Genomic DNA, 13295 nt, shown 5'->3' with positions numbered 1-13295 from the left:
TGTTGGCACAAGTCAGCCAACTAGCAGGGAGGCACCGTGCGGGAGCAGCGCCCGAGGTACCACCGAATTGCGGATGACCTGCGGGGACAGATCGAGCGGGGGGAGCTTGAGGCCGGTGAGCAGCTCCCGACGGAGTTTGAGCTGGTGGAGCGATACGAGGCGAGTCGCAACACCGTCCGGTTGGCTCTGCGGCGCCTGACCGAAGAAGGGCTCATCATCGCTGGTCAGGGGCGGGGTAGCTTCGTTCGTCGTAGTTTGACGCCAGCGGTCTGGGACTGGTCGGTGCTGGAGTCGCGAGCCCGACACAAGTCAGATGACAACGGCGACCAGTGGGCCAGCATTGTGGCTGAAAGTGGTCGCCAGCCCCGCCAGGAAGTCCGTGTGTCCATCCGGCGCCCGCCGGCTGAAGTCGCGGAACGTCTCCAACTCGACGCCGAGACCGCGCTGACCGTTGTCAGGGAGCGAGTCCGCATAGTCGACCAAGACCCGTACGCCCTGGCTGACTCTTACTTCCCTGAAGAACTGGTTCGGGGCACGCCGCTCATGTTGCCGGAGGACGTGTCGGCGCCCGGCGGCGTGCTGGCCAGCGTTGGCCTTGTTCAGGCTCGCTATCGCGACGAGATCACCGTGCGGATGCCGACGCGCGGGGAGATCGAGAAGCTGTCTCTGCCCTCTGCCACTCCCGTGGCCGTGCACATGCGTACGGGCTACGACGAGAACGACCGGCCCCTACGAGTAATGATCACGATCCTTCCGGGAGACCGTCATGTCATCAGGTACGACGTTTCGGCAGAGTGAGCGCGTCCCACAGGAGCAAGCAAGAGTGAAGGCCCTGCGAAGTATCGACTCGACGCTTCCGCCTAACCGCCGCCCTGCGCGGGTCTGGTACACGTCCTACGGCTCGAACATGCACCTGGACCGGCTCGCCACCTACATTCAGGGTGGTCGGCCTCCAGGGGCAGCGAAGGAGTACCCGGGGTGCCGCAATCCGGCAATGCCGACTCGGTCCATCCCCGTGGAACTCACCGGCGCGATGTACTTCGCGACCGAGTCGCCTGTGTGGGGTGGTGGCAGGGCCTTCTACGATCCGCACGCGACCGGGCGCGTGCTTGCCAGGGCGCACCTAGTGACTGTCCAGCAGTTCGCCGACATCGCGGCTCAGGAGATGTACCGGGAGCCAGGCGCAGATATTGACCTGGTCGACGCGCTGACGCAGGGGCGTGCCGTGTTGGGTGAGGGCCGCTACGAAACGCTCGTGTGCGCTGGACAGGTTGACGACATGCCCGTTCTGACCTTCACGGCCCCATGGAGCATGGATGACGTGCAGTGGGTGCCCCCGTCTCCCGCCTACGTGCGCTTCCTGGCATCAGGGCTGTTGTCCGCCGGCGCGTGGGACGTGGAAGCGGTCGCTTCCTACGTCGCGGCCTGCCCTGGCGCGGAAGGCCACTGGTCGGAGCGGGGCATCGCCGATCTTCTGAGCGAGAGTGTGTGAGGGCCCCCGGCGTGCGGCCGTTTGGCCATCCTCCGGCCAAGAGCGTGCCCAGGAGCCGGGCAAGTCAGGGGAAGTAGCAGGTCACAGACGGTTTGGCCGTTGCTCGTGCGGCGGCCTTGAAAACCGTCGTGGCGCGAGTCACCGTGGGTTCAAATCCCACACCCACCGCAGTGATTGACGGCCCCTGACCAGGCGTTACGGTCGGGGGTCGTCGCCGTGCGCGCTACCCGCCGAATACCGCAGTTCCCCGCGACTTCCCGGCCGATCGGGCACGGAAGGGGCACGGCTGGGGCATGCCCTGAGGGGCCTTGCCGCCTGGTCGCCTACGCCCGGCTGATCGGAATCTCGTACACGATCTCGCAGTGCGCGGCGGGCACCACGATGTCCGCCGTCTCGACGGGCCGTCCCTGGTCGCTGTAGTACGTCCGTCGGATGTGCGTGACGAGTGCGGCCTTCTGGATGCCGAGTAGCGACGCCTCCTCGGCGGTCGCCTGCCTGGGCTCGGGCTGCTCCACGGCATGGCTGACAGTGATCCCGATGGCGGCCATCCGATTCACAACGCCTGCACCGGCGTGCGGTCCTCCTTCGGGGAGGACGACGAGAGTGCCGGCGGTGAGGTCGTACGGCTCCCAACTGGTCGAGAGCTGCACGGGCCTGCCGTCGGCCAGGAACTCGTATGCGGTCCGGACGCACAGCTCGCCCTCGGCGATCCCGAGTCGGGCGGCGATCTCCGCCGGGGCCGGCACCTTGGCGTCGGTCCTGCTCTCCCAGTCGCCCTGCCTGCCGACGGCCTTCATGTCCGCCCGGAACGGAGACCCTTCGGGCTGCTCGCGCGCCGACGACCGCACGACGCGCACGCGTTGCCGGGGCTCGGCGACGTAGGTGCCCGAGCCGGCTCGGCCCTCCAACACGCCTTGCGAGATCAGCAGCTCTTGAGCCCTGCGGACGACGTTCTCGCCTACGCCGCACTCCTGGCCGATCTGCGCGCGGGAGGGGAGCCGGTCCCCCGGCTCCCACACGTGCTCCGCGATCCGCTGCCGTAGCTCGTCGGCGATGCGGAGATAAGGCGGCTGCTCAGGCATATGGAAAATCTAGTCCACTAGCTCTAATCTGGTTAACTAGCTTCACTCAAAGTGATCGCCGAGTGACGGAGGCTCCCCTGTGCCCGCTTCGCGAGTGAGCGCGGATGCCATCGCCGCCCGGTTATCGGCGGTCGGGCTCACCACACGCGTGGAAGAGCGCGACCGGTGCATGTCGGTCGAGGCGGAGGTGCCCGAATCGCTCTCCGCCGAGTCATGGCGGGAGGTCCTGGAAGTCCTGGCGGAGGCCGATCGATTCGGGCTTCACGCCACCAGCTTGAACGGCCGCACTCTCTGGGCGGTCGTACGCAAAGCGGCCCCCACGACGGGCGATGTCGGGGGACCGAGCTATCAGCGATAGGAGCTGAGCAGCGTGCTCAACCGTATCCGCCGTGCCGTCTCGCTCGCCAGAGCGCGGTACTTTCCCAAGGGCAGGCACCGCCGAGCCTTAACGCCGTCCCGGACGGCTGCGGCGACGCCTCCAGCGCTCGCCGTAGAACCGCCGGCTGTCCCGGAATGGATGCCGGACACCGCTGACCGCCTTCACCTGCTCCTGGGCGAGGACAACGTGCTCGTCCGTCCGTACGTGCTGGCCTGGGAGCGGCAGCGTGTACGCCAGCGCTCGGTGGTCGTGGCGCCGCGACTGTCGGCTGAGGCGTTCTCGGCTCTGGCAGGTGTTCGCTGATGCCTCCTCGTCAACGCCTCCAAGTTTCGGAAACCGCGGCTGCTGCCTACCGGTCGACCGCATGCCGGGTCGGCACTCACACAGCCTGTGCGGAAGCGTCGCCGTCCCTTGCGCCGGTTGACCTGCCGGTGATCTACGAGACGTGCGTCTGCCCCTGCCACCCCGGGCCGGGCCACTCCACGCGACCGGCGGTGAAGCGGTGAGCAACTGGGCGCCCGGGGGCCCGCTGGTATCCAACGTCGAGATCACGGCCGCCACAGTTCTGCGCGGCGACATCATCCAAGTCGGCGGTCGAGCATGCCGGGTAAGCGACCTCTTCCAGTTGCCCCAGGGTGCGAAGCAACTCCTGTTCGAGTCGGGAGAGCTGCTGACCATCAACGGGCGGACCCGGCTCGTCGCCGTGCGGATGACGAGAAGGCGGTGACGCAGTCCATGACGTCTCGCCGCCTCGTCGTCGCCGACGACCTCAGACGACAGATCACAACCGGCCGCATCGGGCCCGGTGACCGGCTCCCGTCTGAGTCCGCCCTGGCCGACCGGTACAAGGTCAGCACGGCGACACTGCGAAGCGCTCTCTCCGTGCTCCAGGGAGAAGGGCTTGTCGAGAAGATCCACGGCAAGGGCAACTTCGTCCGCCACCCTCTGCGCAAGATCACGTACGTCGGTGGGTGGGGCACGCTGGACCCTCGGACTGCCGCAGACGTGGACCTGCGCGTGACAGTCCGCACTACGGCACTGCCCGCGCAGGGGCACCTGACAGCGCTTCTGAAGGTGGATGACGGAAGCCCACTGACCGAATTCCTCCGACTCAGCTACGAGGGAGAGTCCCCACACAGCCTGGCCCGCGTCTACGTACCGCGAGACTTGACACCGACCACGGCGCTCGGCGGCCGTTCCTCAGGAGCGCGGGTGGAGGCTGGCTTCTCTGTGCCGGACCCTCCGCCGGCCGAGGTGCACGAGACGGTGTCCGCTCGGCTCCCCACACCGGATGAGGCGTCGACCCTGCGGATCAACACAGCCTTGGCCGTCCTCGCGATCACTCGCGTAGCGGCAGACAACGCCGGACGAGTCATTGAGGCGGCACTACTGGTGTTCCCTGGGGATCGTGTCGACGCCGTCTTCAGCACCCACCACGTGATCGAAGAAAGGCAGGCACACAGATGACACCGCAGAACGAACTGCGACTCCTCCCGTGGTCGGGCCCGGACGGCAAGCCCTGCTACCTGAGCACCGATGAGAGCGGCGGCTATATGTCCCGCCTGGCGGACAACATCGAAGCGGTACAGCTCGGGACGGCAACCGACCTTCTGGACCGGACCTCGGAAGTCCTGGACAACCAGAATGCCGGCCCCGATGAGCTGCGGCTCATGCTGACCGAAGTGATCCGAGCGCTGCGAGACGTGGTCCGTGTGGCAACCAGTCGCGGTCACCTCCTGGCGGCGGTGAGCGAGCACTCGAAGTAGTCGCCACAGCAAGGCTCTTGACGTGCCATCGGCAGCGGCCTACCTTAGGGCAGGTCGCTGCTAGATTGTTCCTGGCGGGCTTTTCCTTGCTGTGAACATCTCGCACCAGATGGGGCGTATGTCCCATTGGTTACTCTTCGCGCTGCGTGGAGTGTGTCCTACGGGGTGAACTTCAGTGTGAGCCCACGAGGGTTTTGCTCTCGTGTCAGGACTTCCCGTCCTGGGGTGCACGCTCGAAGATCTCTTTATGTTGGCGCGGTGGACGACTGTGAGGATTGCTCGACCGCCAGTCGAGTTTCTCCTTAAGTAAAACAACTTTATAAGACGCATTTTTGAGGTCTGATTTCTTTTGCGGTGAATTTTCACCAGCAATGTGAAGTCGGGCCTTTTTGCTGTCTGGGGCAGTAAAGGGTAGAGGCGTTCGTTCATGAAAAGTGAAATCGGAGGATGAAATGTTCAAGATGATTGAAGGGTTTTGGCGGACGATCCGGTACGCCATCGATGACGAGGGCCGGACCGCCCGCCTCAAGTCCCTGCTTGTAACGACTGCCATCGTTACAGCTGGGTGCTACGTCCTGATTGCCGGTCGCTCGATCTAGCTAGGCAACGGGATACGGAACAAGTTCAGGGTACGGCGGGGCCTGGTCTGATAGCCAGGCCCCGCCGTATCTGGAGTGCATGACGGGCGCGGTTGCCCACGCGGTCGGTGGAGCGGCTTTGGGCTGGAGCTGCTTTGGGGCGAGTGATCTTGGCCCCGTAAGCTGATGGCGAGTCGGGCAGTTTGTGGACCTGCCCGTTAAAGCACGACGTTGGGGCCAAGATCTTAGAGGCTCGCCCCAAAGTGGCTGCCTAAAGCCGTGGAGTCGACCGCCCCAGCCACAGAGGGGTTCTCCCCACTTCATGCCCGCAGCCGCCGAGCGCGCCGCCGGGCGCGGCCAGCCGGGGCGAAGACAGGAGGCGGGCCGCGCCGTAGAGGCGGCGCGCGCCCGCGCCGTGCGCGGGCTTGATGAAGTAGGGAAAGTCTTATCCCGCTGGGATGAGGTGCTTACCGTCGTGGCTTCGTACGTGGGGGCCAGCCCCGTCTAGGGCGTCCAGGAGTCTGATCGCGTAGACCTCGGCCATGCGGTCGCTGACCTCGGCGGGTGTGAGCCAGGAGACGGCTGTTGACTCGCTTGAGGTGCGTTCGGTGCCGCCGGAGGGCTTGCAGCGGAAGACCAGGGCGACGATGCCTCGGGTGGTGTTCTTGTAGACGCCGGTGAGTTCGTCGACCTCGACGTGGATGCCGGTCTCTTCCCAGACTTCGCGGGCGACGCCGGCCTCTGGGGTTTCGTTGAGTTCGAGTACGCCGCCGGGGAGTTCCCAGGTGCCGTTGTCGGCTCGGCGGATTGCCAGGAGGCGGCCGTCTTCGCGCACGACGACTCCGGCTACGGATACGGAGTGCAGGGGCGTTGACGTTGCTTCCTGTGGTTGACTCATGTACAGGAGCATAGGAGGCAGAGAAGGACTATGGGAACTGCGGTAGAGGGGGGCAGGTCCGGGCCTCGGTACGTGCAGATCGCGGACGAGATCGTGCAGCAGATCCGGGCGGGTGTGCTCAAGCCCGGTGACATGGTGCCCAGTGAATCGGAGCTGGTGGACCGCTACGGCGTGTCCGGCGGCACGATCCGCAAGGCCATGGTCGAGGTGCGGGCAAGCGGGCTCGTCGAGACCCGGCACGGCAAGGGATCGATCGTGAAGGACCGGCCGCCGGTGCGGCACCGTTCCTCCGATCGCTTCCGGCGCTCGCTCCGTCAGGGTGGCAAGGCCGCGTACCTCGCGGAGTCCGCGCAGTCCGGCGCCACGGCCAAGGTGAGCGTCCTCTACATCGGCCCGATGGAGGCTCCCGCGGATGCCGCTCAGCGGCTCGGTGTCCCCGCCGGCACTCAGGTGCTTGCCCGGCGGCGTCTCTATTTCCGCAACGGCACGCCGGTTGAGACCGCGTCCTCCTACCTCCCGTGGGACGTCGTCAAGGACATCCCGGAGCTGTTCGCTGAGAACCCCGGCGGCGGTGGCATCTACGCCCGACTTGAAGACCACGGGCATGAGTTCGCGGAGTTCGTCGAGACGCTGCAAGCGCGGCCGGCCTCGAAGGTGGAAGCGTCCGAGCTGGCGTTGAGTCCGGGTGCGCCGGTGGTTCATCTGATCCGGGAGGCGCGTACGACGGCCGGGGTCGTGGTGGAGGTCTGCGACACGCTCATGGCTGCTGACCAGTTCGTTTTCGAGTACCGGATCCCTGCCGCCGACTGACGCTCGCTCAACTTCCCGCAACCCGTCGTGACTTCGATGTCGCGGCGGGTTGACTCATGTACAGGAGTGGTGCACTCTTCTTCATGGCACTCATGTACATGAGTGACGGAGTTCAGCATCTGTAGAGGAGCGTTCTGCTGTGCGTCAGATCCCCGTCGACACCTCCGCCGCGACCGTGATGGTTGCCAAGACCCCGCAGCCCAAGGTGTGTGACCGCCGTACCGGCGAGATCGCCACCGACGCCGAGACCGGCGCGAAGCTGATGACCGTGGACGTGATGTTCGCGGCCAACGACGAAGTCGAGATCCTGTCCGTCACCGTCCCGGAGACCGGAATCTCCGGTGACCTGACCATGGGCACCCCGGCCGCGCTCACGGGGCTGGTCGCCCGGCCGTGGGAGAACGAGTTCAACGGCCAGAAGCGGCACGGCATCGCCTTCCGCGCGGTCGCCGTCACCTCGCTGGCCACCACGGGTACGGGCTCGAAGGCGGCCTGAGCCATGACGTGGCCGACGGTCTTACTGCTGGTGGTCGTCGCCGCTGCGGGTCTCCTGCGGTGGCGGCGTCCCGCCTGGTACTGGATGACCTTCGGGGTCACCTTCGCTGTCGTACGCCTCCTGGTCCGCTACGCCTCCGTCATGGAGGCCTGCGGGCTCACCGTCCCGCCCTCGCGCTGGCGCCTCATGCTGGCCCGGATGACCAACCGCCCGGCACCGGAATCCCGCGCGCCGCGCATCCTGCGGCTGCGGCCCACCCACACCGGCCTGGTCCTCCGGCTCAAACTACGCCCGGGACAGGACGCCTTCGACGTCGCCGCCGCCTCGGACCGGCTGCGCCACTCCTTCGGGATGTACGGCGTCACCTCCCGTGAGCTGCGTTCCGGCGTGGTCGAGATCCGGATGACCGGCTACGACGTGCTCAAGCGGGTGCAGATGCCGGCCAAGACCGACACCCGGCCGATGTGCGTTCCGGTCGCGCTGCGGGAGGACGGCTCGGTGCACTACCGCGACTACCGCGCCGTCCCGCACGGCCTGACCCTCGGCGCTACGGAGTCCGGCAAGTCCGTCTATCAACGCAACCTCGTCGCCGGGCTCGCCCCGCACCACGTCGCGCTGGTCGGCATCGACTGCAAGCAAGGGGTCGAGCTGTTCCCGCTGGCCCGCCGGTTCTCCGCCCTCGCCGACAACCCGGACACCGCGCTGGAGCTGCTGGAGGCGCTGGTGTCCCACATGCAGGACGTCTACCAGCTCATCCGCGCCGAACAGCGGATCAGCGTCGCCGTGCCGGACGCGGAGATCGCCGCCGACATCTGGGACCTGCCCGAGGACCTGCGGCCGGTGCCGGTCGTCGTCCTGGTCGACGAGGTCGCCGAACTCGCGCTCTTCGCAAGCAAGGAGGAAGAGAAGCGCCGGGACCGGATCATCACCGCCTTGGTCCGCCTCGCCCAGCTCGGCCGCGCGGCCGGCGTCTACCTGGAGATCTGCGGGCAGCGCTTCGGCTCCGAACTCGGCAAGGGCATCACCATGCTCCGCGCCCAGCTCACCGGCCGCACCGCCCACCGCGTCAACGACGAGACGTCCGCGAACATGGTCTTCGGCGACATCGCCCCGGACGCCGTCCTCGCCGCCATCCAGATTCCCGCCGAGACACGCGGCATCGCCATCGCTGCGGACTCCACCGGCGGCTGGCACCGCATCCGCGCCCCGCACACCACGCTGCGCCAGGCCGTGAACGTCTGCAACAAGCACGCCGACCGCACGCCCGAGTTGCCCGGCCTCGCGCCCTTCCGGCCCGCGGTCTCTCCGCTGCCTTCGGCTCGCGTGCCGTTGTCCAAGACGGCCCCCGCCACTGCCTGACCCCCCTCCCCGCTGTCGGCGTGACCGTCCTTCGCGCCAGGTCCCTACCCCCGCCATGCCTGATCACAGGAAGGAGCCGTGATGGCCCGCCCCGCTCTCCGTATCGACGCCGTACTCGTTCAGGCCGTCATCGCCGGGGCGCTGTCCTTCGCCCACCTGCATGACCTCGCCGCCGCTGCCGGACAGACCGGATGGAAAGCCTGGGCCTACCCCGTCTCGGTCGACCTGCTCCTGGTCGCCGCCTGGCGAAGGCTGCGTGCCGACGGACCGTCCCGGCTGGCCTGGTGCTGGTTCCTCATCGCCCTCGTCGCCTCCCTCGGCGCCAACGTCGCCACCGCCGGGCTCCTCGACCTCGGCGACGTCCCGCCTTGGCTGCGCATCCTCGTCGCGGCCTGGCCCGCACTGGCCTTCATGGGCGGCACCCTCCTCGCCCACTCACCCGCAGAACCTTCCCCGGCTCCGCCGGCACCCTCAGACCCGGCTCCGGACCTCGCGCCCGAAACGCCTGCCGCTGAGCCGGGCCTGGCGCCTGAACCCCCCGTCGCCCCGCAGATCGAGGAAGCCCCTGCCCTGCCCACGGCCGTGCCGGTCCCGGCCGCGCTCGTGGAACACGCTCGCAAGGTCGCCGACGACCACCACGTCCGTACCGGTGCCCCGATCGACACCGACACCCTCCGCGCCCGCCTCGGCGTCCCGCCTCACCTCGCCGACGCCATCGCCGCCCAACTCACCTGACCCGACCGCACCCCGACAGGAGACCGGCTGACATGCCTGCCCGCGACTTCTTCCACTCCGTCATGCGGATCGGCCCAGTGCAGATCGGCACCCACCGCGATCGCAGGGGCCAGACCAAACACGCCGCCGTGTGCACCAACGACCGCTGCGGATGGTCCGCCGACTACTCCAGCCAGTCCGCCGCACAGCTCGCCGCCCGCACCCACCGCTGCCGCGTCAGCTAGGAGGCCACCCGATGGACGTCCCGCTCTGGCTCGCGCTCCTCGCCGTCGGCTACCTCGGCGTCAAGCTCATCCGCCCGCCCTGGTGGCTCATCGCCGTACTCCTCCTCGGCGGCTTCCTCATCGCCGACAGCGTGCTGGCCTCCGTCGTCAACGGCTTCGTCAAGTAGCACGACCTGAAGGGAGAACACCGATGCTCCGCCCGAAGATCCCGACCAACCCCACGCCCGCCGGCCACCTCACGCCGCCCGTGGTCGTGGAGCCGACCGCCGTGGTGCCGAGCGTGCAGGTTCCGCCTCCTGCTCCGGTCGCTCCGGCGCCGTCCCGGCCCACGGTGCAGCTCACCCCCGGCACCGCCCTCGCTCTCGTCGGCGGCGGAACGGCCGTCGTCCTGGTCGTCGGCGCCGTACTCGTCTCGATGCTTCTGGCCGTCGCCATCACCGGCGCCTCGATCGCCGTCTGCGCCCTGGTGATCCGCTCCCTCGTCCACACCGACGCCAAACGACGCTGACCGGCACCCGGGCGGCCTCGATACCGCCAAGCATCCGCCGCCCGGGCGCCATCCCCAACCGATCTCACAACCGGAAGGAAGCACCCAGCATGGCGCACCCCGCCCCGACCGCGCATGCCCGCTGCTCGACCCGATCACCCTTGGCGACCTCCTCCGCGTCGCCTCGGCCCCCGACTACACCCGGTGGGAAGACCAGATTCGCCGCACAGGCGGCTGCTCCGACCCCATCCACCTCACCGGCTGGACCCTCCACAAAGACAAGACCACCGGCGCGACCCTGCACCACTACACCACCGCCGTTGAGCCCGGCGGACGCCTCCGCCTCGCCTGCGGCAACCGCCGTGCCTCCCGCTGCCCCTCCTGCGCCTGGACCTATGCGGGCGACACCTACCACCTCATCCGCGCGGGCCTGGCCGGAGACGACCGCCGAGACGTCCCCACCACCGTCCGGGATCACCCGCGCGTGTTCGCCACGCTCACCGCTCCCTCCTTCGGGCCGGTCCACAACCGGCCCGATCACGGCGCCTGCCGCTGCGGCGCCCAACACGCCCCGGACGCTCGGGAACTGGGCACTGCCCTCGACCCGGCAACGTACGACTACGCGGGCGCCGTCCTATTCAACAACCACGCCGGACAGCTCTGGCAGCGCTTCACTACCCGCCTGCGCCGCGAACTCGCCGCCCGCGCCGGCCTCACCCGCCGAGAACTCGCCGACCGACTCCGCGTCTCCTACGGCAAGGTCGCCGAATTCCAGAAGCGCGGTGCCCTGCACTTCCACGCGGTGATCCGGCTCGACGGACCGGACGGACCAGGAACACCGCCGCCCGCCTGGGCAACGGTCAATCTCCTCGCCGACGCCATCCACGCCGCTGCGGCGCACTCCTACACGTCCGTCTCCGTCCCGGCCGCCGGGGACCAACCGGCCCGGTCCTTCCGCTGGGGCACACAGCTCGACGTCCGCCCGGTGAAGGCCTTCGGCGACGGCTCCGACATCACCGAACAGGCCGTCGCCTCCTACGTCGCCAAGTACTCCACCAAAGCCGCCGAGAACACCGGCACGCTCGACCGCCGCATCGGCGAACTCGCCGAACTCGACCGCCACCAGGTCCCCGACCACACCCGCCGACTCATCACCGCATGCCGCGACCTGGACCGCCTCTACCCGGACCGGCGCCTCTGGGCCTGGGCTCACATGCTCGGCTTCCGCGGCCACTTCTCCTCCAAGTCCCGCCGCTACTCCACCACCCTCGGCGCCCTGCGCCAGACACGCGCCGACTACCGCGCAGCCCAGGAAAACGCTGCCCTCGCCCTGGACGATCGCGAGCCGGACACCGTCCTCGTCCTCACCGATTGGCAGTACGCCGGACACGGCCACAGCCCTGGTGAATCCGTCCTCGCCGACACCATCGCGCGCGGGCTCCAGACCAATCGTGAAACTACCCGCGACGCGTTGGCCGGACTGACGGCAGACGAGGGGGAGCGGTGACTGTGGACCGGCTTCTCACCGTGGACCAGGTCGCCGAACGCCTTGGCACGGGGGTCCGCTTTCCTCGACGCCTCATCGAGGAGCGCCGCATCACCTTCGTGAAGGTCGGCCGGCACGTCCGTATCCCTGAAACCGCCGTAGAAGCGTACGTGAGCGCCAACACCGTGGAACCGATCCTCCTGCGGCCCACAGGACTCAGGAGGGCTGCCTGATGGCTGGCAAGCGCAAGTCCCGCCGGGGCTTCGGCCGTGTCCGCAAGCTGCCGTCCGGCCGGTTCCAAGCTCGCTATCCGGGGCCTGATGGTGTGCTGCGCCCTGCGGACCGGACGTTCGCCACGACTACGGACGCTGACCGCTGGCTCATGCGGAAGCGCATCGAGATCGAAGAGGGGCGCTGGCTCGACCCGGCCGAGGGGCAGACGACCGTTCGCGACTGGGCGGCTCGCTGGCTCGCAGCCGTGTCGCCTCAGCTCAAGCACAAGACTCAGGCGTCGTACCGGTCTCTGATCAACTCGCTGATCAATCCGGCACTTGGTGATCGTGAACTCTCCAGCCTTCGGCCCATCACGGTCACCGAGTGGGTGGGGGCGATGCGGACCAAGGGGCTCAGCGCCTCGCGCATCCGGCAGGCGTACCGGGTGCTGTCGCAGATCATGCGCTCTGCCGTCGACAACGACATGATCCCGCAGACACCGTGTAGGGGCGTGAGGCTGCCTCGGATGCCGCAGACGGAACCGCACATCCTCACGCCGCTGGAAGCGTCGCGGATCGTCAAGGGCGCGACCAAGCCGCATGACCTGCTGATCGCGCTCCTCGCATACGCAGGTCTGCGGGTGGGCGAAGCGTTCGCCCTGCGGCGCGTGGACATCGACGTGTCCGGCGGCTTCGTCCTGGTCGACGAGAACCTGGCCGAGGCGAACGGCACGCTGGTCTTCGACACTCCCAAGTCGCATCAGAAGCGACTGCTCCGCGTGGGCCCGGCCCTCGCCAAGAGGCTCGGCCGGCACTTGGAGACTCTGCCCGGTGGTGATGGCGCGCTCCTCTTCACGACTCCCGGCGGCAAGCCCCTGCGCTACAACCAGTGGCGCAAGGCGTACTTCGATCCCGCCGTATCGGCTGCTGGCCTGACCGATGTCACCCCGCATGATCTGCGTGCCTCGCATGGCACCTGGGTCGCCGACCGGTACGGCGTGATGACCGCTGCCCATCGGCTCGGCCACTCGAACGCGAGCGTCACAACCCGGCACTATGCCCGTCCGGTTTCCGGTCGTGATGACCAGGTGGCCGCCGCTGCCGACGAGTGGTTGGGCGAGTCCTGAGGGCCGTGAAATCGGTGCCGAGGGCTGGCCGTTTCGGGCTACGCTGTTTTTGCCTCGGGTGCTGACAAGTTCGGGGACATGGACCGGCGATCTCGTGTGTCCGCCCTTGCTTTTGGTGAGGCCGCCGCAGTGCGGGGGATCACCGGTTCCCACGTTCCCACGGT

At 68.1% G+C, this 13295-nt stretch carries 19 protein-coding genes; 17 read left to right on the top strand and 2 right to left on the bottom strand.

Annotation, left to right across the window (positions count from 1 at the left end):
- Positions 1-36: 36 nt before the first annotated feature.
- Entirely contained in the window at positions 37-798 is a 762-nt protein-coding gene (locus ACFCZF_RS12450) for a GntR family transcriptional regulator (protein WP_376671631.1), read from the top strand.
- Positions 799-1015: 217 nt separating this feature from the next.
- Positions 1016-1492 carry a histone deacetylase gene (locus ACFCZF_RS12445; protein WP_376671630.1) on the top strand — a complete coding sequence of 159 codons (477 nt, stop codon included), beginning with the start codon at positions 1016-1018 and terminating at the stop codon, positions 1490-1492.
- 323 nt (positions 1493-1815) lie between these two features.
- On the opposite strand, the gene ACFCZF_RS12440 is transcribed toward ACFCZF_RS12445, so the two are convergent.
- Entirely contained in the window at positions 1816-2574 is a 759-nt protein-coding gene (locus ACFCZF_RS12440; protein ID WP_355098431.1) for a GntR family transcriptional regulator, read from the bottom strand.
- 79 nt (positions 2575-2653) lie between these two features.
- On the opposite strand from ACFCZF_RS12440, the gene ACFCZF_RS12435 reads away from it, so the two are divergent.
- The 5 genes from ACFCZF_RS12435 (at position 2654) to ACFCZF_RS12415 (ending at position 4719) form a co-directional block, all read left to right on the top strand.
- On the top strand, positions 2654-2932 hold the full coding sequence (locus ACFCZF_RS12435; protein WP_376671629.1) for a hypothetical protein: 279 nt from the start codon (positions 2654-2656) through the stop codon (positions 2930-2932).
- Positions 2933-3091: 159 nt separating this feature from the next.
- Positions 3092-3256 carry a hypothetical protein gene (locus ACFCZF_RS12430; RefSeq protein WP_376671628.1) on the top strand — a complete coding sequence of 55 codons (165 nt, stop codon included), beginning with the start codon at positions 3092-3094 and terminating at the stop codon, positions 3254-3256.
- A gap of 199 nt (positions 3257-3455) precedes the next feature.
- Complete coding sequence (locus tag ACFCZF_RS12425) at positions 3456-3680, top strand: hypothetical protein (RefSeq protein ID WP_376671627.1); 225 nt, start codon at positions 3456-3458, stop codon at positions 3678-3680.
- 8 nt (positions 3681-3688) lie between these two features.
- Complete coding sequence (locus ACFCZF_RS12420; RefSeq protein ID WP_376671669.1) at positions 3689-4420, top strand: GntR family transcriptional regulator; 732 nt, start codon at positions 3689-3691, stop codon at positions 4418-4420.
- On the top strand, positions 4417-4719 hold the full coding sequence (locus tag ACFCZF_RS12415) for a hypothetical protein (protein ID WP_376671626.1): 303 nt from the start codon (positions 4417-4419) through the stop codon (positions 4717-4719). Before ACFCZF_RS12420 ends, ACFCZF_RS12415 begins: the two co-directional genes overlap by 4 nt.
- Before the next feature lie 1023 nt (positions 4720-5742).
- On the opposite strand, the gene ACFCZF_RS12410 is transcribed toward ACFCZF_RS12415, so the two are convergent.
- Positions 5743-6207 carry an NUDIX hydrolase gene (locus ACFCZF_RS12410; protein ID WP_376671625.1) on the bottom strand — a complete coding sequence of 155 codons (465 nt, stop codon included), beginning with the start codon at positions 6205-6207 and terminating at the stop codon, positions 5743-5745.
- Positions 6208-6225: 18 nt separating this feature from the next.
- On the opposite strand from ACFCZF_RS12410, the gene ACFCZF_RS12405 reads away from it, so the two are divergent.
- From ACFCZF_RS12405 to ACFCZF_RS12360, 10 genes are all read left to right on the top strand, one after another.
- Positions 6226-7005, top strand: a complete 780-nt coding sequence (locus ACFCZF_RS12405) for a GntR family transcriptional regulator (protein ID WP_352373856.1) — start codon at positions 6226-6228, stop codon at positions 7003-7005.
- A gap of 139 nt (positions 7006-7144) precedes the next feature.
- Positions 7145-7501, top strand: coding sequence for a hypothetical protein (locus ACFCZF_RS12400; RefSeq protein WP_376671624.1), 357 nt, complete (start codon positions 7145-7147; stop codon positions 7499-7501).
- Between the two features lie 3 nt (positions 7502-7504).
- Positions 7505-8860: an FtsK/SpoIIIE domain-containing protein gene (locus tag ACFCZF_RS12395; protein ID WP_376671623.1), complete on the top strand. Its 1356-nt coding sequence runs from the start codon at positions 7505-7507 to the stop codon at positions 8858-8860.
- Between the two features lie 81 nt (positions 8861-8941).
- Complete coding sequence (locus tag ACFCZF_RS12390) at positions 8942-9595, top strand: DUF2637 domain-containing protein (RefSeq protein ID WP_376671622.1); 654 nt, start codon at positions 8942-8944, stop codon at positions 9593-9595.
- A 32-nt stretch (positions 9596-9627) separates the two neighbouring features.
- Positions 9628-9819 carry a mobile element transfer protein gene (locus ACFCZF_RS12385; protein ID WP_007388789.1) on the top strand — a complete coding sequence of 64 codons (192 nt, stop codon included), beginning with the start codon at positions 9628-9630 and terminating at the stop codon, positions 9817-9819.
- Between the two features lie 11 nt (positions 9820-9830).
- Positions 9831-9986, top strand: a complete 156-nt coding sequence (locus ACFCZF_RS12380) for a hypothetical protein (protein ID WP_234956348.1) — start codon at positions 9831-9833, stop codon at positions 9984-9986.
- A gap of 23 nt (positions 9987-10009) precedes the next feature.
- Positions 10010-10327 carry a SpdD-like protein gene (locus ACFCZF_RS12375; protein WP_376671621.1) on the top strand — a complete coding sequence of 106 codons (318 nt, stop codon included), beginning with the start codon at positions 10010-10012 and terminating at the stop codon, positions 10325-10327.
- 121 nt (positions 10328-10448) lie between these two features.
- Entirely contained in the window at positions 10449-11813 is a 1365-nt protein-coding gene (gene repSA, locus ACFCZF_RS12370; protein ID WP_376671668.1) for a replication initiator protein RepSA, read from the top strand.
- 2 nt (positions 11814-11815) lie between these two features.
- Positions 11816-12025 carry a helix-turn-helix domain-containing protein gene (locus ACFCZF_RS12365; protein ID WP_011029367.1) on the top strand — a complete coding sequence of 70 codons (210 nt, stop codon included), beginning with the start codon at positions 11816-11818 and terminating at the stop codon, positions 12023-12025.
- Complete coding sequence (locus tag ACFCZF_RS12360) at positions 12025-13131, top strand: tyrosine-type recombinase/integrase (RefSeq protein ID WP_376671620.1); 1107 nt, start codon at positions 12025-12027, stop codon at positions 13129-13131. Before ACFCZF_RS12365 ends, ACFCZF_RS12360 begins: the two co-directional genes overlap by 1 nt.
- Positions 13132-13295: the final 164 nt, after the last annotated feature.

The organism is Streptomyces sp. NPDC056296 (genome assembly GCF_042268605.1).
Classification (GTDB): domain Bacteria; phylum Actinomycetota; class Actinomycetes; order Streptomycetales; family Streptomycetaceae; genus Streptomyces.
This window is presented reverse-complemented; position numbering and strand designations above follow the sequence as displayed.

Excerpts from the sequence above, each read along its gene's own strand:
- ACFCZF_RS12385 (WP_007388789.1), top strand. The coding sequence starts at position 9,628 with ATGCCTGCCCGCGACTTCTTCCACTCCGTCATGCGGATCGGCCCAGTG.
- ACFCZF_RS12360 (WP_376671620.1), top strand. The coding sequence starts at position 12,025 with ATGGCTGGCAAGCGCAAGTCCCGCCGGGGCTTCGGCCGTGTCCGCAAG.
- ACFCZF_RS12380 (WP_234956348.1), top strand. The coding sequence starts at position 9,831 with ATGGACGTCCCGCTCTGGCTCGCGCTCCTCGCCGTCGGCTACCTCGGC.
- ACFCZF_RS12415 (WP_376671626.1), top strand. The coding sequence starts at position 4,417 with ATGACACCGCAGAACGAACTGCGACTCCTCCCGTGGTCGGGCCCGGAC.
- ACFCZF_RS12420 (WP_376671669.1), top strand. The coding sequence starts at position 3,689 with ATGACGTCTCGCCGCCTCGTCGTCGCCGACGACCTCAGACGACAGATC.
- ACFCZF_RS12405 (WP_352373856.1), top strand. The coding sequence starts at position 6,226 with ATGGGAACTGCGGTAGAGGGGGGCAGGTCCGGGCCTCGGTACGTGCAG.
- ACFCZF_RS12410 (WP_376671625.1), bottom strand. The coding sequence starts at position 6,207 with ATGCTCCTGTACATGAGTCAACCACAGGAAGCAACGTCAACGCCCCTG.
- ACFCZF_RS12375 (WP_376671621.1), top strand. The coding sequence starts at position 10,010 with ATGCTCCGCCCGAAGATCCCGACCAACCCCACGCCCGCCGGCCACCTC.
- ACFCZF_RS12440 (WP_355098431.1), bottom strand. The coding sequence starts at position 2,574 with ATGCCTGAGCAGCCGCCTTATCTCCGCATCGCCGACGAGCTACGGCAG.
- ACFCZF_RS12430 (WP_376671628.1), top strand. The coding sequence starts at position 3,092 with ATGCCGGACACCGCTGACCGCCTTCACCTGCTCCTGGGCGAGGACAAC.
- ACFCZF_RS12390 (WP_376671622.1), top strand. The coding sequence starts at position 8,942 with ATGGCCCGCCCCGCTCTCCGTATCGACGCCGTACTCGTTCAGGCCGTC.
- ACFCZF_RS12395 (WP_376671623.1), top strand. The coding sequence starts at position 7,505 with ATGACGTGGCCGACGGTCTTACTGCTGGTGGTCGTCGCCGCTGCGGGT.